This window comes from Streptomyces sp. CBMA156 (assembly GCF_014596515.1).
Taxonomy (GTDB): domain Bacteria; phylum Actinomycetota; class Actinomycetes; order Streptomycetales; family Streptomycetaceae; genus Kitasatospora.
This window is the reverse complement of record NZ_MSJQ01000187.1, coordinates 1-23,424: the sequence shown is the minus strand read 5'-3', so window position 1 is coordinate 23,424 and position 23,424 is coordinate 1. Positions and strand designations below refer to the sequence as shown.

14 protein-coding genes and 1 tRNA gene are annotated in these 23,424 nt (G+C 73.9%); 5 read left to right on the top strand and 10 right to left on the bottom strand.

Going from position 1 to position 23,424, the window contains the following annotated elements; translation table 11 throughout:
* From hpnE to BU198_RS15495, 9 genes are all read right to left on the bottom strand, one after another.
* On the bottom strand, window positions 1-1,335 hold a 1,335-nt coding region (gene hpnE, locus BU198_RS15535), incomplete at its 3' end, for a hydroxysqualene dehydroxylase HpnE (protein WP_188297442.1).
* Between the two features lie 127 nt (window positions 1,336-1,462).
* Window positions 1,463-2,320, bottom strand: coding sequence for a presqualene diphosphate synthase HpnD (gene hpnD / locus BU198_RS15530; protein ID WP_188297446.1), 858 nt, complete (start codon window positions 2,318-2,320; stop codon window positions 1,463-1,465).
* Window positions 2,321-2,361: 41 nt separating this feature from the next.
* Window positions 2,362-3,366, bottom strand: coding sequence for a squalene synthase HpnC (gene hpnC / locus BU198_RS15525; protein WP_411293196.1), 1,005 nt, complete (start codon window positions 3,364-3,366; stop codon window positions 2,362-2,364).
* 203 nt (window positions 3,367-3,569) lie between these two features.
* Entirely contained in the window at window positions 3,570-4,379 is an 810-nt protein-coding gene (locus tag BU198_RS15520) for an ABC transporter ATP-binding protein (RefSeq protein ID WP_188297441.1), read from the bottom strand.
* Window positions 4,372-5,313, bottom strand: coding sequence for an ABC transporter permease (locus tag BU198_RS15515; protein WP_188297440.1), 942 nt, complete (start codon window positions 5,311-5,313; stop codon window positions 4,372-4,374). Before BU198_RS15515 ends, BU198_RS15520 begins: the two co-directional genes overlap by 8 nt.
* Window positions 5,314-5,458: 145 nt before the next feature.
* Window positions 5,459-6,358, bottom strand: coding sequence for a glycosyltransferase family 2 protein (locus tag BU198_RS15510; protein WP_188297439.1), 900 nt, complete (start codon window positions 6,356-6,358; stop codon window positions 5,459-5,461).
* A gap of 73 nt (window positions 6,359-6,431) precedes the next feature.
* Window positions 6,432-7,169 (bottom strand): CDP-alcohol phosphatidyltransferase family protein, encoded by a 738-nt coding sequence (locus BU198_RS15505; RefSeq protein WP_188297444.1) that lies wholly within the window; start codon window positions 7,167-7,169, stop codon window positions 6,432-6,434.
* A gap of 91 nt (window positions 7,170-7,260) precedes the next feature.
* Window positions 7,261-8,322 carry an iron-containing alcohol dehydrogenase family protein gene (locus BU198_RS15500; protein WP_188297438.1) on the bottom strand — a complete coding sequence of 354 codons (1,062 nt, stop codon included), beginning with the start codon at window positions 8,320-8,322 and terminating at the stop codon, window positions 7,261-7,263.
* Window positions 8,310-9,065, bottom strand: coding sequence for a sugar phosphate nucleotidyltransferase (locus BU198_RS15495; RefSeq protein ID WP_188297437.1), 756 nt, complete (start codon window positions 9,063-9,065; stop codon window positions 8,310-8,312). The genes BU198_RS15500 and BU198_RS15495 overlap by 13 nt, the downstream gene beginning before the upstream one ends.
* 576 nt (window positions 9,066-9,641) lie before the next feature.
* Here BU198_RS15495 and idi point away from each other — a divergent pair.
* Entirely contained in the window at window positions 9,642-10,295 is a 654-nt protein-coding gene (gene idi / locus BU198_RS15490; protein WP_188297436.1) for an isopentenyl-diphosphate Delta-isomerase, read from the top strand.
* Window positions 10,296-10,383: 88 nt separating this feature from the next.
* Here the strand turns inward: idi and BU198_RS15485 are convergent, their stop codons facing one another.
* Window positions 10,384-10,902: an ATP-binding protein gene (locus BU198_RS15485; RefSeq protein ID WP_411293195.1), complete on the bottom strand. Its 519-nt coding sequence runs from the start codon at window positions 10,900-10,902 to the stop codon at window positions 10,384-10,386.
* A gap of 413 nt (window positions 10,903-11,315) precedes the next feature.
* Here BU198_RS15485 and BU198_RS15480 point away from each other — a divergent pair.
* The 4 genes from BU198_RS15480 to BU198_RS15465 form a co-directional block, all read left to right on the top strand.
* Window positions 11,316-11,400 (top strand) — tRNA-Leu (locus BU198_RS15480).
* Window positions 11,401-11,737: 337 nt separating this feature from the next.
* Window positions 11,738-13,381, top strand: coding sequence for an APC family permease (locus BU198_RS15475; protein ID WP_188297435.1), 1,644 nt, complete (start codon window positions 11,738-11,740; stop codon window positions 13,379-13,381).
* A 228-nt stretch (window positions 13,382-13,609) separates the two neighbouring features.
* Complete coding sequence (locus BU198_RS15470; RefSeq protein ID WP_188297434.1) at window positions 13,610-15,133, top strand: beta-ketoacyl reductase; 1,524 nt, start codon at window positions 13,610-13,612, stop codon at window positions 15,131-15,133.
* A 15-nt stretch (window positions 15,134-15,148) separates the two neighbouring features.
* Window positions 15,149-23,424: type I polyketide synthase (locus BU198_RS15465; RefSeq protein ID WP_223244428.1), on the top strand; the 8,276-nt coding region annotated here is incomplete at its 3' end.

The window sequence follows — 23,424 nt, the reverse complement described above, 5'->3', positions numbered from 1 at the left end:
CTCCATGGTCGCGGGCCAGCCGGTGGCCGTCCACGAGCCGGCCAGCAGCAGGCCGGGGACCCCGGTGCGGGCGGACGGGCGCAGCGCCCCGTTACCCGGGGCCGGGTCGAAGGTCGCGGTGCGCTCCCGGGTGACGAAGAAGTCCAGCACCTCGGCCCCGGCCGCGGCCGGCAGCAGCCGGCCCAGCTCGGGCAGGTAGCGGCGGCGCAGCTCGGCGACCGGCAGGTCGATCTCGTCCTGCGCGTCGGACTGCGACAGCGCCAGGTACTGGGCACCCGGATGGGCCCGGCCCAACGGGGTGGCGGCCAGCCCGGAGTGCGCGGTCCGGTCGAAGACCCACTGGACCGGGGAGCCGAGCGCGGCGAAGAACGGCCGGTGCAGCACCTTGCGGTCGTAGATCACGTGCACGTTGAGGATCGGCGCGGTGCCGAAGCCGGCCAGCCGGTCCTGTCCCGGGATCGCGTTCGGCGGCAGCAGCGCGGCCGCGCTGTCCTGGGCGCCCGCCAGGACGACGGTGTCGGCGGTGAGCAGTTCCCCGCTCTCCAGCCGGACGGCGTGCTGCGGCGCGGCCGGCTTGAGCTCGGCCACCCGGGCCCGCAGCAGCACCCGGACGCCGGCCCGCTCCAGCTCGGCGAGCGCCCGGTCGTGGTGGATGGTGCCGAGCGGGACGGCGGCGACGCCGATGTCGGAGGCGCCGGGGTCGGAGAGCAGGCCGGTCTTGAACACCATCCCGGCGAGCGCCATCGACACCTGGTCGGCCCTGGCGTTCAGGGTGGCGACGCCGACCAGGTCCCACAGCGCGGCCAGGGTGGCGGCGTTCTGCCCGTTGCGGCGCAGCCACTCTCCGAAGGAGATCCCGTCCAGCGCCGGGTCGGCGAGGTCCAGGCCCTTCAGGGCGAGCGCGCCGCGGACGACCCGGGCGCGGTCGGCCGGGGCCAGGTGCGGGTAGCGGGCCAGGCTGCCGGCCAGGTGCAGCGGGACGGGCAGGCCGGCCCGGCGCAGCCGCCCGAGGGTGCGCACCGGCGCGGCCTCGGGCCCGGTGACGGAGAGTACCGGGACGTCGAGGCGGTCCTGGAGGTGGACCAGCCGGGTGGCGCCGAGGCGCTCCAGCAGGCCGCGGTAGGCGGTGCAGCAGCGCAGGTAGACGTGCTGGCCGTTGTCGACGGTCAGCTCGCCGCGCTGGAAGGAGAAGGCCAGGCCGCCGAGCCGGGGCCGGCCCTCGGCGAGGGTGACCCGGTGGCCCGCCTCGGCGAGGCGCAGCGCGGTGGTGATCCCGGCGAGACCGCCGCCGACCACGACGGCGGCCGGGCGCGCGGCATCGGCTCGCCCGGTCATCGGCCCTCCCCCTCGCAGTCGGTGGACCGCCCGCAGGCGGTCGCTGAAGCCGGTACTCGTTCGGTCAACACGGAACTACCCACACGTGATTCCCCGCTGACACAGCGTGACAGAAGTGCGGTGAGAATCAAGAACGCCCCCCGGCGAGCCCGGAAAGCGCCACGTACGCCTTCTCCCAGCCCGGCAGCGAGACCCGGCCGCGCAGCACCGACTCCGGGTCTGCGGCGATCCGGCCGAGCAGCCGGTGGTAGATCCCGGCCATCGCGGCCGTGCAGGCGCGGCTGCGGCGGTCGAGCATCGGCAGCAGCCGCAGGCCCTCCTCGAAGGCGGCCTGGGCGCGGGCGGCCTCGAAGGCCACCAGGCCGGTGAAGTCCGCGCCGAGCGGCGGTCTGGGGAGGGCGAAGCCCTGCTCGCAGCCGAACCGGGCCAGGTCCTCGGTGGGCAGGTAGGTGCGGCCGTTCAGGGCGTCCTCGCGCAGGTCGCGCAGGATGTTGGTGAGCTGCAGGGCGAGGCCCAGGGTGTCCGCGTACTCCGCCCCGCGCTCGGGGTCGTCGCAGCCGTAGACGCCCAGCGAGAGCCGGCCGATCGCGCCGGCCACGCAGCGGCAGTAGACCTTCAGCTCCTCGTAGGTCTGGTACTCGGCGCCCTTGAGGTCCATCTCGACGCCGTCGATCAGTTCGTCGAAGCCGCCGAGCGGGATCGGGAAGCGCCGGGCCGCGTCGGCCAGGGCGACCTTGATCGGGTCGGTGTCGTCCTCGGCGACCACCCCGGAGCGGACCTCGTCCACCAGTTCCCGGGTGCGCAGCAGCGCCTCGGCCTTGCGGTCGTCCGGGAGGTCGCCGTCGCCGATGTCGTCCACCCGGCGGGCCAGGGCGTACAGGGCCGACATGGCCAGCCGCTTGGGTTCGGGCAGCAGCCTGATGCCGTAGCTGAAGTTGCGCGCCTGCAGCCCGGTGACTGCCTCGCAGTACCGGTACGCCGCCATGACCTGGGCCGACGCCAGTGGTGATGCCGCCACTCGGGCGTTCACCTTCCCTTCGCGAAGATGGCCGCCGCCCTCGCTGCGAGGCGGCGTCTGTCCGGCTTCGCCTGCTGTGCGAGTACGTCGTACCCGGCGTCCTCGACGGCCGCCAGGGCCGCGTAGCCGCCTGCGGTGAATCCCGCCAGGAGCAGTCGGAGCCTCCCCCGAACCGTACCTACCAATGGTGCGCCGCGATCGAGCAGGGTGCGGGCCCGCTCGACCTCGAAGGCGATCAGCTCGCGTACGGCGCCGTTCGCGGAGGGCGCGGCGAGGTCGGCCTCGGTGACGCCGAAGCGGGCGAGGTCCTCGGCGGGCAGGTAGATCCGGCCGTGGGAGAGGTCCTCGGCCACGTCCTGGAGGTGTTCGACCACCTGGAGGCCGCTGCACACGGCGTCGGAGAGTTCGATCCGCTCGGGGGTGGAGACGCCGGCGATGGCCAGCACCAGGCGGCCGACCGGGTCGGCGGAGAGCGTGCAGTAACCGATCAGGTCGTCGTAGGTGGCGTAGCGGGCGGTGGTCTGGTCCACCCGGTTGGCCTCGATCAGTCGGCGGAACGGCTCGGGGGTGAGGCCGTGGCGGTCGACCAGCGGGACGAGGGCGCTCAGCAGCGGGTGGCGGGGGCGGTCGGCGCCGGCTCCGGAACCGCCGGCGTTGCGCAGTGCGGTCTCGAACACCCGGTCGAGGTCCCGCTCCAGCCCGTCGAGCAGCGCGAGCCGGAAGGCGGTCTCCTGCGCGGTGGGCGGCCCCGACTGGTCCGAAGGGGTGGCGGGGGGCGTCCGCTCGACCCCGAGCAGGCGGGCGGTGGCGGCCGGGTCGGCCAGGTCGCCGTCGCCGGCGTCGTCGACCAGACGGGCGAAGCCGTACACCGCCATCAGGTCGCCGCGCCAGGCCGCGGGCAGGAAGAAGGGGGCGACCGGGAAGTTCTCCGCACCCGCCTTCTCCAGGGTCTGTCCCGCGGAAGGGTTCACCGGCGTTTCACTGGGCTGGGCCGAAGCCGACACTGCTGTCACTCCCCCGTTCTACACCGCTTGGCACGACCGGCCCGACTCGGACACGCGTCCGAGCGCGGGCGCGGCGCACGGCACAGCGCCCCCGCACCTACCAGCCTGGCACCACCGGGCGCGCCGGAGAAGAGCGCCCCGCCAGGGGGCCGCGGGCAGCACCAGGGGCCGGCCCCCGGAGATCCGGGACCGGCCCCTGTGCGGCACGGAGGCTACGGGCGCTCGCCGCGCTCGTAACGGCCGACGACCTCGTCGGTCGGGCCGTCCATGATCAGCTCGCCGGCCTCGATCCAGATCGTCCGCTCGCAGACCTCGCGGACCGAGTTGTTGTCGTGGCTGACCAGGAAGACCGTACCGGCGGACCCGCGCAGTTCCTCGATCCGCCGCTTGCTGCGCTGCTGGAAGGCCTGGTCGCCGGTGGCGAGGGCCTCGTCGATCAGCAGCACGTCGTGGGTCTTCGCGGCGGCGATCGAGAAGCGCAGCCGGGCGCCCATCCCGGAGGAGTAGGTGCGCATCGGCAGGGAGATGAAGTCGCCCTTGTCGTTGATGCCGGAGAAGTCGACGATCTCCTGGTAGCGCGCCCGGACCTGGGCCGGGCTCATGCCCATCGCCAGGCAGCCGAGGATGACGTTGCGCTCACCGGTGAGCTCGTTCATCAGTGCGGCGTTGACACCCAGCAGCGAGGGCTGGCCGTTGGTGTAGATGCCGCCCTTCTCGGTCGGCAGCAGGCCCGCGATGGCCGCCAGCATGGTCGACTTGCCGGAGCCGTTGGAGCCGATCAGACCGATCGCCTCACCCTTGTACGCGGTGAAGCTGATGCCCTTGACCGCGTGCACCTCGCGCACACCGGCCGAGCGCTTGCGCTTGATGATGCGGCTCAGCGCCGAGGTGGCGCTGCCCTTGCCGGAGCCGGCGCCGTGCACCCGGTAGACGATGTGCACGTCGTCGACGACGACGGTGGGCTCACGGGCCACGTCCGCGTCCCGCAGGGTGTCGCTCTTGCTCAGATCGAGGTCAGCCACGGCCGTACTCCTCCTCGGCCTTCCAGAAGAAGACGTATCCGACGACGAACATGCCGACGCCCCAGACGAGGGCGTACGCCCACTGGTGCGGCGGGAAGTTCTGGTGCACCGGCTGGTGCGGGTTGTAGATGACCGGCGCGAAGGCGTGCCGCAGCAGGTCCATGTAGATCGTGGCCGGGTTGAGCGACATCAGCGTCTGGATGTAGTGCGGCCACGTCTGGATCTTGTCCTGGATGCTGAACATCACACCGGAGAGGAACATCCAGGCGCGCATCACGAACGGGATCAGCTGGGAGATGTCGCTGGTCTTGGCGCCGATCCGGGCCATCACCAGGGAGACGCCGGTGTTGAAGAGCGTCTGGAGGAGCAGCGCCGGAATGATCAGCAGCCAGGTCCGGCCCGGGGTGACGCCGGCGGCGAGCACGGTGACGACCAGCACGACCATCGAGATCATCAGCTGCTGGAGCTGGATCACGGTGAAGGCGATCGGGAGGCTGGCCCGGGGGAAGTGCAGCGCCCGGATCAGCCCGAGGTTGTCGGAGATCGCCCGGGTGCCGGACTGCACGGCGTTCTGCGTGAACTGGAAGACGAAGACGCCGATGCACAGCCACGCGATGTACGTGTTGTCCGGGAAGCCCTGCTTGCTCGCCAGGATCACGCCGAAGACCAGGTAGAACACGGCGCAGTTGAGCAGCGGGGTCACGACCTGCCAGAGCTGGCCGAGCTTGGCGTCGGTGTACTGGGCCACCAGGCGGGCGGTGGCGAAGGCCCAGATGAAGTGGCGTCGGGCCCAGAGCTGCTTGGTGTAGGCGACCAGGCCGGGACGGGCACCGCTCACCGCCAGACCGTACTTCTCCGCAAGCTGCTTGGGGGTCAGGCCCGCGTCCACCCCCCTGGGGGTCGAGAGGCTGACGGGTTCACTCACTGTCGACACATTCGTCCTTCACGCGGGATCGGTCGGGGCGGCCGGTCGGCGGGGGTCCGCCGGCCGTGCGCCGATGGGGATCCACTGGGGTCTCGGGGAAGCCGGCCGGTGTGTGGTCACCGGCCGAGGCGATCGATCATTCGACCTGATGCGATCAGATGATCGGTGGTCGGCCCAGCCTGGTCAGTCGCCAGACGGTACGCCACCGCATGGGCCGCCGCGGACCGCAGGGTTCGCGCCAGCCCGCCCGGAATCCGCCCCACCAGGCCTTCAGCGCCTCGGGGGAGGGGCGTCGGGCCAGGGTCAGCAGGAACCAGGTTCCCAGATAGAGAGGCACCAACAGGGCCGGAAGGTTCCGCCTCGCGAGCCAGACCCGGTTCCGGGCCACGTTGTGGAAGTAGCTGGCGTGGCGGGCGGGCGAGGTCGTGGGGTGGTGCAGCACCACGTCCGCCCGGTAGTCGATGGCCCAGCCGGCGTCCAGCGCGCGCCACGCGAGGTCGGTCTCCTCGTGGGCGTAGAAGAACTCGGCGGGCAGCTGCCCGGCCTGCTCGAACACCTTGCAGCGCACCGCGCTCGCGCCGCCCAGGAAGGTGGTCACCCGGGAGGAGTGCAGCGGGTCGCTGGCGCGCAGCCGGGGGACGTGCCGGCGCTGGGTGACCCCGGTGTCCGGGTCGGCGATCCGGAAGGAGACGATGCCCAGTTCCGGGTCGGCGGTGAAGGCCTCGCGCAGCAGCCTGGCCGAGTCGGTGCGCGGCAGGTTGCCGTCGTCGTCCAGGAAGAGGACGGCGTCGACCTCCCGGCCGTCCGGGCCGAACAGCTCGATGCCGACGTTGCGGCCGCCCGGGATGCCGAGGTTCTCCGGCAGCTCGACGGCGCGCACGCCCTCCGGCAGCGGCGGCAGCGGCGCTCCGTTGCCGACCACGGCCAGCTCGACCGCGGGGCCCTCCTGGGCGCGGACGGCTTCGATCAGGGCGTTGAGCTCGGCGGGCCGGTTGCCCATGGTGATGATCACGGCGCCGAGGCGGAAGTCCTCCGCAGTGCCCGCCGCGTTCATGCGCCCACCTCGCTCCGCCCGGCGGGGGCGTTCACCCACGCGCGCCTGTCGGTCATTCGCTCGCTCCGCCCGCTCATCGCAGCCTGCTGGAGAGGACGATGCTCAGCAGGTGCAGCACGGTCTGGAGCATCGCGATCGCCGCCAGGACGACCACCGCGAGCCGGGTGAAGAGCAGCCCGCCGTGCACGGCGTCGGCGACCCCGGCGGCCAGGATGAACAGCGAGGCCTCGACCGCGCCGACCAGGCGGTGGAACTTCAGGAGGGAGGCCGCCTTGCGGGCCTTGGCGACGGAGGAGGACCGGGGCACCGAGGCGCTGTCCTCGACGGCCGTCAGGCCGCTGCGGGCCCTGGCCACGTCCACCAGGTCGGTCTCGGACTTGATCAGGATCGCGCCGAGCGCGGCCAGCGTGCCGAGGAAGGCCCACTCCCAGTGCGAGCCGCTGCCCTCGCGGTGCAGCAGGTCGGTGGCGCGCAGGCCGAGACCGGTCAGCAGGGCCGCCTCGGACATGTAGTGGCCGACCCGGTCCAGGTAGACGCCGGTGAGCGAGGTCTGCCGGCGCCAGCGGGCCACCTCGCCGTCCACGCAGTCCAGCAGCAGGTAGACCTGGATCAGCACGGCGCCCAGGACCGCGCCCGCGATGCCCGGCACGACCAGCGCGGCACCGGCCAGGATGCCGGTGAACATCATCAGGTACGTCAGGCCGTTGGGCGTGATCGCCGTCATGGTGGAGAGCACGCGGGTGATCCGCAGCGAGATCTTCCGCATGTACAGGCGTCCGGCCCAGTGCTCGGCGCTGCGGCGCTGGAGCATCCCCTCCGGGTGGATCACCGCGCGCAGCTCCTCTGTCGAGGGCCGGCGGGTCAGGTCCACCGGGGGCCGTTGGGCGCCCGCGGTGGAGGGGTCAGCTGTTGACGGCTTGGACATAGTCGGCGTACGCGTCCCTGATTGCGGAAGGGGAGAGGTCGAGGTGTTCGAGGATGGTGAAGCGCCCCGGTCGGGTGTTCGGAGCGTAGTGCACCGCTTCGGTGAACTCCGCCTCCGTGAAGCCGATCTGAGCTGCGGTCACCGGCAGTCCGTGGCTCGCCAGGCGCTCCACGATCAGACCGGTCAGCTCACGCTCGCCCCGCAGGAAGCTGGCGAAGGCGGCGCCGAGGCCGACCTGTTCGCCGTGCTGGGCGGACCGCTTGGGGTACAGCACGTCCAGGGCATGCGAGATCTCGTGGCAGGCGCCCGACGAGGGCCGGGTGCTGCCAGCGATGTTCATCGCGATGCCGGACAGTACCAGGGCCTCCGCCAGCGCCGTCAGGAGGTCCTGGTCCTGCGTGCTTCCCGGGTGCCGCAGCAGGTTCTCGCCCGCCGAGCGGGCCATCGCGACGGCCAGCCCGTCCACCGGCTCACCGGTCACCGCGTGCGACAACTCCCAGTCCGCGCAGGCGGAGATGTTGGAGACGACGTCGCCCACGCCGGCCGCCACGAAGCGCTGCGGGGCCTGCCGGATCACGTCCAGGTCGACCACGATGCCGATCGGGCTGGGCACCCCGTACGAGCCGCGGCCGGCGTCGTTGTCCAGGGTGGAGACCGGGGAGCAGATGCCGTCGTGGGCCAGGTTGGTGGCGACCGCGACCAACGGCAGGCCGACCCGGGCCGCGGCGTACTTGGCGGCGTCGATGATCTTGCCGCCGCCGAGGCCGACGATCGCGTCGTAGTGCCCGCCGCGCATCGCCTCGGCCAGCCGCACCGCGCTGTCCAGGCTGCCGTCGTCCACGTTGTACCAGTCGGCGCCGGGCAGGGCCGGCTCCAGGCGGCGCCGCATGGCCGCGCCGGAGCCGTTGCTGATCGCCACCGCGATCCGGCCCGAGGCCGACAGCCGCTGGTCCGCGAGGATGCCGCCGAGCGCGTCCAGCGCGCCCGGGCGGATCTCGACGAACAGCGGCGACGGGACCAGTCGGGTCAGTACCGGCACGCGATCTCCCGCGCCTTCTCCAGGTCGTCGTGGTTGTCGACCTCGACCCAGGAGACCTCGCCGATCGGCTGCACGTCGATCCGCAGACCCCGGTTCACCATCTCCTGGTAGCCGTCCTCGTAGTACAGCTGCGGGTCGCGCTCGTAGGTGGCGCGCAGCGCGTCCGTCAGATCGGCGGCCGCGGACGGGTTGATCACGGTGAGTCCGATGTACTCGCCGCTCGCCTCGGCCGGGTCCATCAGCTTGGTGATGCGGCGCATGCCGGCGGCCGGGTCGACGACGACCTTCATCTCCTCGTCGGCGAGCTTCTTCACCGTGTCGAGGGCGAGCAGGATGCCGGGGGCGGTGCCGTTCTCGGTCAGGCGCCGGTTGCCCTCCAGCATGGTGCGCTGCACGGAGGCCGGGTGGACGGTGTCGCCGTTGGCGAGCAGCAGGCCCTCGGCGAACAGCTCACGGGCGCACCAGAGCGAGTAGGCGTTGTTCCACTCCTCGGCCTTGTCGTTCTCGACCAGGTGGAGCTTGACGCCGTACTTGCTCTCCAGGGCGTCCTTGCGGTCGTACACCGCCTCCTTGCGGTAGCCGACGACTATCGCGGCGTCGCGCAGTCCGACCTCGGCGAAGTTGCCGAGGGTGAGGTCCAGGACGGTCCGCTCCCCGTCGACCGGCACCAGCGCCTTGGGCAGGGTGTCGGTGTACGGGCGCAGCCGGCGGCCGGCGCCGGCTGCCAGAACGAGGCCGATCATGCGGGTCTCCTGATCCGTCGTGCTGTGCGCGGCGACCGTGCCGATGGCGGCGCCGCGGTTAGTCCGGAACGGTGTTCGACCGGGCCGGGCGGCGACGCGCCGGTGCCGGCACGGATCCGGGCACCGTGTCGTATGTGATGGTAGGCGACCGGGGCGACCGGCCAGAACGCACCCGGAGCACCCGGGCCGACGACGGGCGGGCCCGGAGCCCGCCCACGGCCCGCCGGGGAGCCGTCCGGAGGACGGACCCGGGGCAGGCTCGGGGCGGGCCGTGCGCGGACCCGGACTCCGCGGGGAGGGGACGCCGAGCCGGTCGAACAGAATTCGAACGCACGCCGAACGATTCTGCGAATCCGGTGACCCTTACGGAGGCTTTCCGGACCTTTCCCTGCCCGGTTTCCGACTTCTCCAGGTCATGATCCGCCCGGTTGTGCGTGGGACCCCTGCCGAGTGCCACCCATACGGCAGACTGGAGCCCGACGCCGGCGCCGGTGCCCCAGCTGTGTCCGCCGCACTCCACCCGGTGTGTCGGAGACACCCGATGCTCCCGTTGCTCCCGCTCCCGAAAGAGGCCCCATGCCCCAGAGTCTGCCGACCGACCCGACGCACTTCGCCGCCGAGATCGACACCGGTCTCGACGTGGAGACCGATGTGTCGGTCGACCCCCGGGCCACCGGGTCCGCCCAGGCCGGGGCCGAGATCCTGCTGGAACTGGTCGACGACGAGGGCGTCACCATCGGCACCGCCGAGAAGCTCTGGGCCCACCAGCAGCCGGGCCGGCTGCACCGGGCGTTCTCGGTCTTCCTGTTCGACCGCCAGGGCCGGCTGCTGCTCCAGCGCCGGGCCCTCGGGAAGTACCACTCCCCCGGCGTCTGGTCGAACACCTGCTGCGGCCACCCGTACCCGGACGAGCCGCCGTTCGTCGCCGCCGCCCGGCGCACCGCCGAGGAGCTGGGCGTCGCACCGGCACTGCTGTGCGAGGCGGGCACCGTCCGCTACGACCTGCCGGACGAGGCCTCCGGGCTGATCGAGCGGGAGTGGAACCACCTGTTCGTGGGCCTGGTCACCGCACCGGTCGAGCCCGACCCCGAGGAGGTCGACGACTTCGCCTTCGTGACCTCGCAGGAGCTGGGGGAGCTGCGGGCGGAGCGGCCGTTCTCGGTCTGGTTCGAGACGGTCTTCGAGGCCGCACTGCCGGGCATCCGGGAGATCGCCGGGCGGGACTGGTAGTCCGGCCGCTCCGGCTGCCGGCCGGCCGCTCCTGGCCATCCCTGACCGCTCCGGCCGCCCTGACCGCTCCCGGGCCCGGCCCGGCCGGTCAGCGGCCGGGCTCCGGGGGGACGGGCAGCGAGGCCCAGATGACCTTGCCGCCCTCCCCCGTGCGTTCGACGTCGCACACCCCGCCGGCCTGGAGGGTGACGCTCTTCACCAGCAGCAGCCCCCGCCCGCCGGTGCTCCCGGTGTCGTTCTCCAGCGCCTTCGGCCGGTACGGGTCCCCGTCCTCGACCGACACCCGCACCCAGGACCGGCCCACCGACAGCTCGGTGACCACCTGGGGCGACAGCTCGGCGGCGTGCGTCACCGCGTTGCTCACCAGCTCCGAGACGATCAGCAGCAGGTCGTCCACCAGCTCCTGGAAGCGCTCCCCGGTCATGCCCTGCTCCAGCAGGCGGTCGCGCACCGCGTGCCGGGTGAGCGGCACCGAAGCCTCGGTGGCGGGCACCGGGAAGCGCCACGCGCCCTCGGCCGGGCCTCCGGGGGCCGCGGCGTCGCCCGGCCCCCCGCCCCGCCTGCCGCGTCTCGGTTCGGCCTTCGCCGCACCGCTGATCTGCTCCACGTCCAGCCGCCCTTCGTCCGCGACCCGGGAATCAGGCGATCCGCTTCATGGCGCCCTCGGTCCACAGAGGCTAGGAGAGCCGTCGCGACGGCCGTGGCACCGTCGACAAGTTGCCCGTGTCGGACCGGTTCCGGCCGGAACCGACCACGGGCGGCGCCGGAGTCGACCGGTTCCTTCGCGGACACCACCGCTTGGGGCGGGATTCGAGCGCGTTCCCAGGCCGTACCAACCTGTACGGACGGGGCGCGGTGGGGTCCTGCGGCGCCTGCGGGCACGGTGGTCCCGTCGGCCCCGGAAACAGGATGTCCGGTCGCGCGGCCCCGTGGAAGCGCAGGTGAGAAGCACTCCAGAACCCTGGTAATGTTCTCTCTGTCGCCGAGGGGGCGAGCAAAAATCCCCGAAGCACACACCCGGTCCGGGTGGCGGAATGGCAGACGCGCTAGCTTGAGGTGCTAGTGCCCTTTATCGGGCGTGGGGGTTCAAGTCCCCCCTCGGACACAGCCGAATTCCCCGTGGAAGCCGAAAGGCGACCACGGGGAATTTGCTTTTTCCGGGCCGCCCCTTTTTCCCGGGCCGAACCCGGCCGGCCACCATCCCCGGCCACCGCCCCGTGCGGGCACTGCCCCGTCCGGACACTGTGCCGTCCGTCTCAACATCGGGCCGAATCCACCCGAATGGCGGACACGAGATGGCAACAATCGGATGGTTTGAGCTTCCCCTGAGGTTTTCGCCCGTTTTCGGACCATAGGCTGCTCTCCGTTTGTCCGAAATACCGACTCAAAATCGCAAAAACACCGACACCACCCGATGAACCACGAGCGAGAGGACCGATACGTTGAGTGAGCCCGAATCGTCGACGGCATCACACCAGAACTACCGGCGATCGCTCGGCACCATCAGCCTGACCGCGGTCGGGCTGGGGTCGATCATCGGTTCCGGCTGGTTGTTCGGTGCCGAGCGGGCCGCCAGGCTCGCCGGCCCCGCCTCGATCCTCGCCTGGGTGATCGGTGCCGCGGTGGCGCTGACCATCGCCCTCACCTACAGCGAGCTGGGCTCGATGTTCCCCAAGGCCGGCGGCATGGTCCGGTACGGCCAGTACTCGCACGGCTCGCTGGCCGGCTACCTGGCCGCCTGGGCCAACTGGATCGCCATCGTCTCGGTCATCCCGGGTGAGGCCACCGCCTCCGTCCAGTACATGAGCTCCTGGCACTTCGGCTGGGCACAGGGGCTGTACGACGGCAAGGAGCTGACCCTCAGCGGCGTGGCGCTCGCCAGCGTGCTGCTGCTCGTCTACTTCGCCCTGAACTGGTTCGCGATCACGCTGTTCGCCAAGACCAACACGGCGATCACCGTCTTCAAGGTCGTCGTCCCGACGCTGACCGCCGGTGCGCTGCTCTTCGCGCACTTCGACACCGCCCACTTCACCGACCACGGCGGCTTCGCGCCGAACGGCTGGAGCGCGGTGTTCACCGCCGTCGCGGTCTCCGGGATCGTCTGGGCCTTCAACGGCTTCCAGTCCCCGCTCAACCTGGCCGGCGAGGCCAGGAACCCCGGCAAGTCGCTGCCGAAGGCCGTCATCGGCTCGATCCTGATCGCCCTGGTGATCTACGTCGCGCTGCAGATCGCCTTCCTCGGCGCCATCCCCGCCGGCGACCTGGCGAACGGCTGGAGCAACCTCTCCTACACCTCGCCGCTGGCCGACCTGGCCATCGCCTGGGGCCTCAACTGGCTGGCGATCACGCTGTACGCGGACGCCTTCATCTCGCCGTCCGGCACCGGCATGATCTACGCCGCCACCACCTCGCGCATGATCCACGGCGTCCAGGAGAACGGCCACCTGCCGAAGATCTTCGGCAGGGTCGACGCCAAGACCGGCATCCCCCGCCCGGCGCTGGTGCTCAACCTGGTCGTCGCCTTCCTGTTCCTCGCGGTCTTCCGCGGCTGGGGCTCGCTGGCCGAGATCGTCTCGGTGGCCACCGTGATCTCGTACGTCACAGGACCGGTCGCCGTGATGGCGCTGCGCCGCCTGGCCCCGGACCTGCCCCGGCCGGTCCGGCTGCGCGCCATGCCGGTGATCGCTCCGGTCGCGATGGTCTTCGGCTCGCTGGTGCTCTACTGGGCCCGCTGGCCGCTCACCGGCAAGGTCATCCTGCTGATGGCCGCCGGTCTGCCGATCTGGGCCTGGTACGAGCTGCGCAAGTCGTTCGCCGAGCTCAAGCCGCACCTGAAGGCGGGCGCCTGGATGGTCGCCTACCTGTTCGTGATGGCCGGGGTCTCCTGGGCGGGCAGTTCCGACTTCGGCGGGCACGGGTACCTGCCGGGGGGCTGGGACCTGCTGATCGTCGCCGCGATCGGGCTCGCGTTCTACCGCTGGGGCGTCGCCAGCGCCTGGGCCAACCCCTCGCTGGCCGCGGTCCGCGAGGAGCTGGAGGCCGAGGCCGCGGCGACGGCCGCCGCCACGGAGCCCTCGCGGGTCTGAGCGTCGCGCCGAATCGCACGGTGAAGGGCCGGTCGGAATCCTCCGACCGGCCCTTCGGCGTCCGCGGCGGGCACGAGCCGCGCTCCGTTCCCGCCGTGCGTCCATTCTGCCGTGGAGGTGGCCCCCTGGTCACCGTCCTCGGGGATGATCTTCGTCGTGGGCTCCGCGCCTACCGTGGTCGCGGGCGGTCCTCGGCAGGGAGGGCCCGAAGGCGAGGAGTGGCTCGGCATGGCACGAGGAGCGGATCGGCCGGACGGCGGGCCCGGGTCGGCGCCGGCCGAGGAGCTGGTCGGGATGATGGCCGAGGACGGCGCGGCCGCCCTGCTGGCGAACAGCCCCGACCTGGCCGAACAGGCGGCCTGGCGGCGGCTCACCGCCCGGCACGGGGACCGGCTCGCGGAGATCATGGCGGAGCACGGCTGGCCGACCGAGCGCACGCTCGGCGCCGAGGCCGCCCGGTGGCTGGCCGGGCGCGGCGCGCCGCACCTGCTGCTGCTCGGCCGGCGCGGGGCCGACACCCCCGGCGCACAGGCCCTCGCGGAGGAACTGACCGGGTACGGCAGCCGGGTCACCCTGGCCGCCTGCGACACCGCCGACCGCGACGCCCTGGCCGCCGTCCTGGCCGGAGTGCCGCAGGACCAGCCGCTGACCGCCGTGCTGCACGCCGCCGGAGTCGACGGCCAGGCCCCACTGGACGAGGCCGACACCGGCCACCTCGACGCGGTGCTGGGCGCCAAGCTCGGGGGAGCGGTGCACCTGCACGAGCTGACCCTCGGCCTCGACCTGGAGCAGTTCGTCGTCTTCTCCTCGGTCTCCGGCATCTGGGGCGGCGGCGGCCAGGGCGCGTACTCGGCCGGGAACGCGTTCCTGGACGCACTGGTGGAACACCGCAGGGCCCGCGGCCTGGCCGGCACCTCGGTCGCCTGGGGCGCCTGGGCGGGCGCGGGAATGGCCGCCACCGGGGACACCGACGGCCTGCTGCGCCGCGGCGTGACCCCGATGGACCCCGAACTGGGCATCCAGGCCCTCGCCCAGGCCGTCGACCGGGCCGAGCACGGCCTCACCGTGGCCGCGGTGGACTGGGAGGCCTTCGGCGCGGCCTTCACCTCCACCCGGCCCAGCCCGCTGCTGGCCGGGCTGCTCACCGGCCCGGCGGAGGACGGGAGTCCGGAGCCCGCCGAGCCGGACGACGCCGACGAGGCGGCGGCCCTCGTCGCGCGGCTGACGGCGGCACCGCTGCGGCAGCGCCCGCAGATCCTGGTCGACGTGGTGCGCGCCCAGGCGGCCACCGTGCTGCGCTACCAGGACGGCCGCACCCTCACGGCCGGCCAGGCCTTCAAGGACCTCGGCTTCGACTCGCTGACGGCCGTCGAGCTGCGCAACCGGCTGAGCCGGGTGACCGGGCTGCGCCTGCCACCGAGCCTGGTGTTCAACCACCGCACCCCCAACGGGGTGGCGGCCTTCCTCGGCGAGGAGCTGGGCGTCCTGACCGAGGACCGGCCGGCCGGTCCTGACGAGGCGGCGGTGCGTGCCGCCCTGGCCGCCATCCCGATCGAACGGCTGCGGGAGGCCGGGCTGATGGACACCCTGCTGGGCCTGGCCGGGGCCGCCACCGCCGAGCCGGCCGGCCCGCTCGACGACCCGGACACCGAGGACGGCCCCGACGGGCCGGACGGTCTCGGCGACCTGGACGACCTGGATGCCGACGCCCTGATCGAGATCGCCCTGAACACCGAACGAGACGACGTCTGAGCCATGGAGAAATCGATGAACACCCGCGGTGACAAGGCGGTCGAAGCGCTCCGGGCCTCACTCAAGGAGGTCGACCGGCTGCGCAGGCAGAACCGGGAGATCCAGGCGGCGGCCCGCGAGCCGATCGCGATCGTCGCGCTGGGCTGCCGGCTGCCCGGCGGCGTCACCGGCCCCGACGACCTGTGGCGGCTGGTCGCGGACGGCACCGACGCGATCGGCGGGTTCCCGACCGACCGCGGCTGGGAGGAGTCCTTCCCCGGCGGCCGGGACTACGCCCGCCGGGGCGGCTTCATCGGCGACGCGACCGAGTTCGACGCCGAACTGTTCGGCATCAACCCGCGCGAGGCGCTGGCGATGGACCCCCAGCAGCGGCTGCTGCTGGAGGTCGCCTGGGAGACCTTCGAGCGGGCGGGCATCGATCCGCGGTCCGTGGCGGGCAGCGAGACCGGCGTCTTCGTCGGCGCCTCCCCGTCCGGCTACGACGGCGTCGGCCGGCTGCCCGACAACACCGCGGGCTACCACCTGACCGGCACCGCGAGCGGCGTGCTCTCCGGCCGGCTCTCGTACGTGTTCGGCCTGGAGGGCCCGGCGGTCACGGTGGACACCGCCTGCTCCTCCGCGCTGGTCGCGCTGCACCTGGCCGTCCAGTCGCTGCGCCAGGGCGAGTGCGGGCTGGCGCTGGCCGGCGGCGTCGCGGTGATCAGCACCCCGGCGGCCTTCGGCGAGTTCGGCAAGCAGGGCGGCCTGGCCGCCGACGGGCGCTGCAAGTCCTTCGCCGCCGCTGCGGACGGCACCGGCTGGGGCGAGGGCGTCGGCGTGCTGCTGCTGGAGCGGCTCTCCGACGCGCGCCGCAACGGCCACGAGGTGCTGGCGGTCGTCCGCGGCAGCGCCGTCAACCAGGACGGTGCCTCCAACGGCCTCACCGCCCCCAACGGTCCCTCGCAGGAGCGGGTGATCCGCCAGGCGCTCGCCAACGCCCGGCTGGAACCGGCCGACGTGGACGCCGTCGAGGCGCACGGCACCGGCACCCGGCTCGGCGACCCGATCGAGGCCGAGGCGCTGCAAGCCGTCTACGGGCGCGGCCGGAGCGCCGAACGGCCGCTGCTGCTCGGCTCGTTGAAGTCCAACGTCGGGCACACCCAGGCCGCGGCGGGCGCCGTCGGCATGATCAAGAGCGTGCTGGCGCTGCGCCACGGCCTGCTGCCGGCCACCCTGCACGTGGACGCCCCGACCCCGCACGTCGAGTGGACGGGCGGCGGCGTCGAGCTGCTGACCGAGGCCCGCCCCTGGCCGCAGGCCGAGCGGACCCGGCGGATCGGCGTCTCCGCGTTCGGCGTCGGCGGCACCAACGCCCATGTGCTCATCGAGGAGAGCCCCGCCGAGGCCGAGGCCGAGGCGGGCACCGAGGCCGGGGTCGAGCCACCGGCGGCGGCGTCCGGTCCGGTGGCCTGGCCGGTGTCGGCACAGAGCGCGCAGGCGCTGCGGGCCCAGGCGGCACGGCTGGCCGGAGGGCTCGGCTCCGACACCGACCCGGGCGAGGTGGCCTGGTCGCTGGCTACCACCAGGGCCGGACTGGCCCACCGCGCGGTGGTGCTCGGGGCCGACCGGGACGGCCTGGCGGCGCTGGCGGAGGGCCGTCCCGCGGCCGGTGTGGTGTCGGGCGTCGCGGTCGAGGGCCGGACGGCGTTCCTGTTCACCGGTCAGGGCGCGCAGCGGGCCGGGATGGGGCGTGGGCTGTACGAGGCGTTCCCGGTGTTCGCGGCGGCCTTCGACGAGGTCTGCGCGCGGTTCGACCTGGGCAGGCCGCTGAAGGACGTGGTGTTCGAGGGTGCGGAGGAGCTGGACCGTACGGTGTGGGCGCAGGCCGGGCTGTTCGCGGTCGAGGTCGCCTCGTACCGGTTGCTCGAATCCTGGGGCGTGACGGCCGACTTCCTGCTCGGGCACTCGATCGGTGAGATCGCCGCCGCCCATGTGGCGGGGGTGTTCTCGCTGACCGACGCGTGTGCGCTGGTGGCAGCGCGTGGCCGGCTGATGCAGGCACTGCCCGAGGGCGGCGCGATGCTCGCCGTCCAGGCGGCCGAGGCCGAGGTGCGTGCGGAGATCGGTGACCGGCTGGACGTCGCGGCGGTCAACGGCCCGACGTCCGTGGTGGTTTCCGGGCCCGTCGAGGCGGTGGAGGCGTTCGCGGCCGAGTGGTCCGCGCAGGGTCGCAAGACCAGCCGGCTGACGGTCTCGCACGCGTTCCACTCGGCGCTGATGGAGCCGATGCTCGCCGAATTCGCGGCCGTCCTCGGCGAGTTGACCTTCGCCGAGCCGCAGATCCCGCTGATCTCCAACCTGACCGGCGAACTCTCCACGCCCGGGCTGTTCACCACCCCGGACTACTGGCTGCGCCAGGTCCGCGAGGCCGTGCGCTTCGCCGACGGTGTCGACACCCTGGGCCGTCAGGGCGTCACCCGGTTCGTCGAACTCGGCCCGGACGCCGTGCTGGCCGGCCTGGCCGGACAGTCGGCCGCCGACGCCGTGTTCGCCCCGCTGATGCGCCGCGAGCGGGACGAGGCCGAGACCGCCCTGACCGCCCTGGCCGTCCTCTGGACCACCGGCGGCGAGCTCGACTGGCGGTCCGTCCTGCCGGCCGGCCGCAGGCTGGACCTTCCCACCTACGCCTTCCAGCGCGAACGCTTCTGGCCCGACGTGCCGCTGGACGCGCCCGGCTCCCCCGAGGACGCCCGGTTCTGGGCGGCCGTGGAGCGCGCCGACGTCTCCGAACTGGCCACCACCCTGCGGCTGGCGGACACCCCGGAGGTCCTGGACGGCGTCGTCCCCGCGCTCTCCGCGTGGCGGCGCTCGCGCCGGCAGGAGGCGGTCGTCGACTCCTGGCGCTACCGGGTGGAGTGGCAGCCCCTGGCGGTGCCGGAGGCCGCCGGGCCCGCCGGCACCTGGCTGCTGGTCACCGCCGACGAGACCGCACCCGACCAGGCCCCACCCGACGAGACCGCACCCGACGAGGCCGCACCGGGCCAGGGCGGCCAGGCCGCAGCCGTGGCAGCGGCGCTGCGGGAGGCCGGGGCGCAGGTCACCACCCTGACGGCGGCCGGCGACCGGGCCTCCCTCGCCGAGCGGCTGGCCACCGAGGACCCCGCCGGAGTGGTGTTCCTGGCCGGCTCCGCCGCCGGCGGGCTGCCGGTGCCCGGCGACCTCGCCGCCCTGCTGCTGCTCTTCCAGGCGCTCGGCGACGCGGGCTCGCGGGCCCCGCTGTGGTGCCTGACCCGGGGCGCGGTCTCCACCGGGGACGAGGACGGGTCGCAGGCCCCCGAGCAGTCGCTGCTGTGGGGCCTCGGCCGGGTCGCCGCGCTGGAACAGCCCGACCGCTGGGGCGGGTTGATCGACCTGCCGCCCGTCCTGGCCGCCGAGGACGGCCGACGGCTGGCCGCGCTCCTCGCCGCCGCGGGCGAGGAGGACCAGCTGGCCCTGCGCGGGGAGCGGGCGCTCGTCCGCCGGGTGGTCAGGGCGCCGCTGCCCGAGAGGCCCGCCGAGGAGTGGAACACCGGTGGCACCGTCCTGATCACCGGCGGGACGGGCGCCCTCGGCGGGGACACGGCGCGCTGGCTGGCGGGCCGGGGCGTGCCGCACCTGCTGCTGACCAGCCGTCGGGGCCCGGCCGCGCCGGGCGTGGACGAGCTGGTGGCCGAACTGACCGCGCTGGGCGCCCGGGTGACGGTCGCCGCCTGCGACGTGACCGACCGGGAGTCGCTGACCGGGCTGCTGGCCGGCATCCCGGCCGAGTACCCGCTGACCGGCGTGGTGCACACCGCCGGAGTCGGCTCGCCCGGTCCGCTGATGGAGACCGGTCCTGAGGCCGTCGCCGAGGTGATCGGTGGCAAGGCGGCCGGCGCCGCGCTGCTGGACGAACTGACCGACGGCCTCGACCTGTTCGTGGTGTTCTCGTCGATCGCCGGCCTCTGGGGCAGCGGCGGCCAGGGCGCCTACGCGGCCGGGAACGCGTTCCTGGACGCGCTGGTGGAGAACCGCCGGGCCCGCGGCCTGGCCGGGACCTCGGTCGCCTGGGGCCCCTGGGCCCAGGCCGGCATGGCCGACGACGCCGACTTCGAGGACTTCCTGCGCCGCCGCGGCCTGTCCGGGCTGGACCGGACGACGGCGATCCTGGCCCTGGCCGGGATCGTCGACCGGGACGAGGGCTGCGTGGCCGTCGCGGACGTCGACTGGGAGCGGTTCGGGCCCTCGTTCGCCTCCGGCCGGCCCAGCCCGCTGCTGAGCGAACTGGCCGAGACGGCCGGGACCACCGGTACCGCCGGCGCGCCCGCCGTCTCCTCGGAACTGCGGGACGCGCTCGCCGCCGCGCCCGAGGGCGAGCGCTCGCGCCTGCTGCTGGAGGTGGTCAGGGCCCGCACCGCGCTGGTCCTCGGGCGCCCGACCACCGAGGCGGTGGAGCCGCGCCGAGCCTTCCGCGACCTGGGCTTCGACTCGCTGACCGCCGTGGAACTGCGCAACCGGCTCGGCGAGGAGACCGGCCTGAGGCTGGCCGCGACCCTGGTCTTCGACCACCCGACGCCCGCCGCGCTGACCGAGCACCTGCTCGGCGAGCTGTTCGGCACGGCCGAGGAGGCTCCGCCACCGGCACCGGTGACGGCCGCGGTGGACGACGAGCCGATCGCGATCGTCGGCATGAGCTGCCGTTACCCCGGCGGCGTCCGCTCCGCCGGGCAGCTGTGGGAGCTGGTGGCCGAAGGCCGGGACGGCGTCGGCGACTTCCCCACCGACCGCGGCTGGCCCGAGGGCGGCTCGTACGTCCGGCGCGGCGGCTTCCTGGACGACGCCACCGAGTTCGACGCCGGCATGTTCGGCATCTCGCCGCGCGAGGCGCTGGCGATGGACCCCCAGCAGCGGCTGCTGCTGGAGGCGGTCTGGGAGGCGTTCGAGAACGCCGGCATCGACCCGTTCTCGCTCGGCCGCTCGTCGACCGGCGTGATGATCGGCGCCTCCTCCTCCGGCTACGGCCTCGGCATGGAGATGCCCGCCAACGTCGAGGGCCACCTGCTCACCGGCACCGTCAGCAGCGTGCTGTCCGGCCGGGTGTCGTACACCTTCGGCCTGGAGGGCCCCGCCGTCACCATCGACACCGCGTGCTCCTCCTCGCTGGTCGCCCTGCACCTGGCGGCGCAGGCACTGCGCCGCGGGGAGTGCGGGATGGCGCTGGCCGGCGGCGTCGCGGTGATGGTCTCCCCCGGGGTGTTCGCCGAGTTCGACAAGCAGAACGGCCTGGCCGCCGACGGCCGCTGCAAGGCCTTCGCCGCCGCCGCGGACGGCACCTCCTGGGCCGAGGGCGTCGGCGTGCTGGTGCTGGAGCGGCTCTCCGAGGCCCGCCGCAAGGGCCACCGGGTGCTCGCCGTGCTCCGGGGCAGCGCGGTCAACCAGGACGGCGCCTCGAACGGCCTGTCCGCCCCGAACGGCCCCTCCCAGCAGCGGGTGATCCGCCAGGCCCTGGCCGACGCGGGCCTGACCACCGCCGACGTGGACGTGGTGGAGGCGCACGGTACCGGCACCCGGCTCGGCGACCCGATCGAGGCCCAGGCCCTGCTCGCCACCTACGGCCGGGAGCGCACCGGCGAGCCGCTCTGGCTCGGCTCGGTGAAGACCAACATCGGCCACACCCAGGCCGCCGCGGGCGTCGCCGGGGTGATCAAGATGGTGGAGGCGCTGCGGCACGGCGTGCTGCCCGCGACCCTGCACGTGGACGAGCCCTCCCCGCACGTGGACTGGTCGGCGGGCGCGGTCGAACTGCTCACCGAGGCCAGGCCCTGGCCGGAGGCGGACCGGCCGCGCCGCGCCGCCGTCTCCTCCTTCGGCATCAGCGGCACCAACGCCCACATCATCCTGGAGGCCGCACCGGCCGCCGAGCCGGCCGAGCCGGACGGAACCGCCGGCTCCCCGGTCGCCGCGGGGCCGCAGCCCTGGCTGCTGTCCGGCAGGACCCCGGCCGCGCTGGCCGCCCAGGCCCGGCGGCTGCGGGAGTTCGCGGCCGGCCGGCCCGGCCTCGGGGTGTCCGACGTCGCTCGCTCGCTGCTGTCCAGGGCCGCCCTGGAGCACCGCGCCGTCGTGCTCGGCACCGACCGCGCCGCCCTGCTGGACGGCCTCGGCGCCCTTGACGGCTCCGACGGTTCCGGGGGCTCCGATGGCACCGGCGGCACCGGCGCTTCCGGCGGTGAGCGCGTCGTGCGGGGCCGGACGGTACCCGGCGACGTGGTGTTCGTGTTCCCCGGCCAGGGCTCCCAGTGGGTCGGCATGGCCCGCGAACTCATGGACGCCTCACCGGTGTTCGCCGAGCGGATGGCCGCCTGCGCGGCGGCCCTGGCACCCTGGACGGACTGGGCGCTGACCGAGGTCCTGGACGACGAGGAGCAGTTCGCCAGGACGGAGGTGGTCCAGCCGGCGCTGTGGGCGATCCTGGTCTCGCTGGCCGAGGTCTGGCGGTCGTACGGCGTCGAGCCCTCGGCCGTGGTCGGCCACTCCCAGGGCGAGATCGCCGCCGCGGTGGTGGCCGGCGCCCTGACCCTGGAGGACGGCGCCAAGGCGGTCGCCCTGCGCGGCCGGGCGCTGACCGAACTGGCCGGCGGCGGCGCGATCGCGGCGCTGGCGGTCGACGAGGAGCGCGCGCGGGAGCTGATCGCACCGTACGACGGACGGCTCTCGGTGGCCGCGCACAACGGCCCGTCCTCGACCGTGGTCTCGGGCGAGCCCGCGGCCTTGGCGGAGCTGCTGGCGCTCTGCGAGGCCGGCGGCACCTGGGCCCGGCTCATCCCCATGAACTACGCCTCGCACTCCGCCCAGGTCGAGCAGGTCCGCGAACGGGTCCTGACGGACCTCGCCGGGATCACCCCGGTGGCCTCCCGGATCCCGCTGTACTCCACGCTGACCGGCGAGCCGATCGACACCGCGCGGATGGACGCCCAGTACTGGTACGACAACCTGCGCTCCACCGTTCGCTTCGAGCAGGCCGTCCGCGCCCTGCTCGCCGACGGCCGGACGGTGTTCATCGAGTGCAGCCCGCACCCGGTGCTCACCCTCGGCGTCCAGGAGACCGCCGATGCGGCCGGCGTCGACGCCGCCGCGCTGGGCACCCTGCGGCGCGACGACGGCGGGCCCGCCCAGCTGTCGGCCGCCCTCGCCGAGGCCTGGACGGCCGGTGCGGCCGTCGACTTCGCGTCGCTGCTGCCCACCGGGCCCACGGTCGAACTGCCCACCTACGCCTTCCAGCGCGAGCGCTACTGGCCGCGGTCCGTGGTGGCCGCGGGCGACCTGGCCACGGTCGGCCAGGTCGTCACCGCCCACGCCCTGCTGGGTGCCGCCGTCCCGCTGCCCGGCGACGCCCTGCTGCTGACCGGGCGGCTGAGCGCGGCCGGCCAGGGCTGGCTGGCCGACCACGCGGTGCGCGGCGACGTGCTGGTGCCCGGCACCGCGTTCGTCGAGATGGCCCTGCGGGCCGGCGAGCAGGCCGGCTGCGCCCATCTGGCCGAACTGGTGCTTCAGGCGCCGCTGGTGCTGCCCGCGGCGGGCGGCGTCGCGGTCCAGGTGAGCGTCGGCGGCGCCGACGGCACCGGCAGCCGCACCTTCGAGGTGTTCTCCCGGCCGGACGCCGCCGGCACCGAGCTGGTCTGCCACGCCACCGGCGTGCTCGCCCAGGCCGCCGCGCCGCAGGACGGGCCCGACCTCTCGGTGTGGCCGCCCGCCGGGGCCGAGCCGGTCGAGGTCGAGGGCTTCTACGCGGCGCTGACCACGGTCGGCTTCGGCTACGGCCCCGCCTTCCGGGGGCTGCGTGCGGCCTGGCGCGACGGCGCCACCGTCTACGCCGAGGTCGCGCTGCCGTCGGACGTCCCGGCCGACGGCTACGGGGTGCACCCCGCCCTGCTGGACTCCGCCCTGCACGCCGTCTCGCTCACCGCCGAGCCCGGCACCGGCACCCGGCTGCCGTTCTCCTTCGAGGGCGTCGGTCTCCAGGCCGCCGGGGCCACCGCGCTCCGGGTGGCGCTGACGGCCGGTCCGGACGGGATCGCCCTGCACGCCGCCGACCCGGCCGGCGCGCCGGTGGTCGGCATCGCGTCGCTGACCCTGCGCGAACTCGCCGCCGACTCCGTCCGGCGGGCCGGTGAACGCGCCGTCCACGACGCCCTGTTCACCGTCGACTGGTCCCCGCTGCCGCGGCAGGCCCCGGCCCGGCCCGACACCTCGGCCTGGCGGGACCTGGACGCCGTCGAGGCCGGCACCGAGCCGCC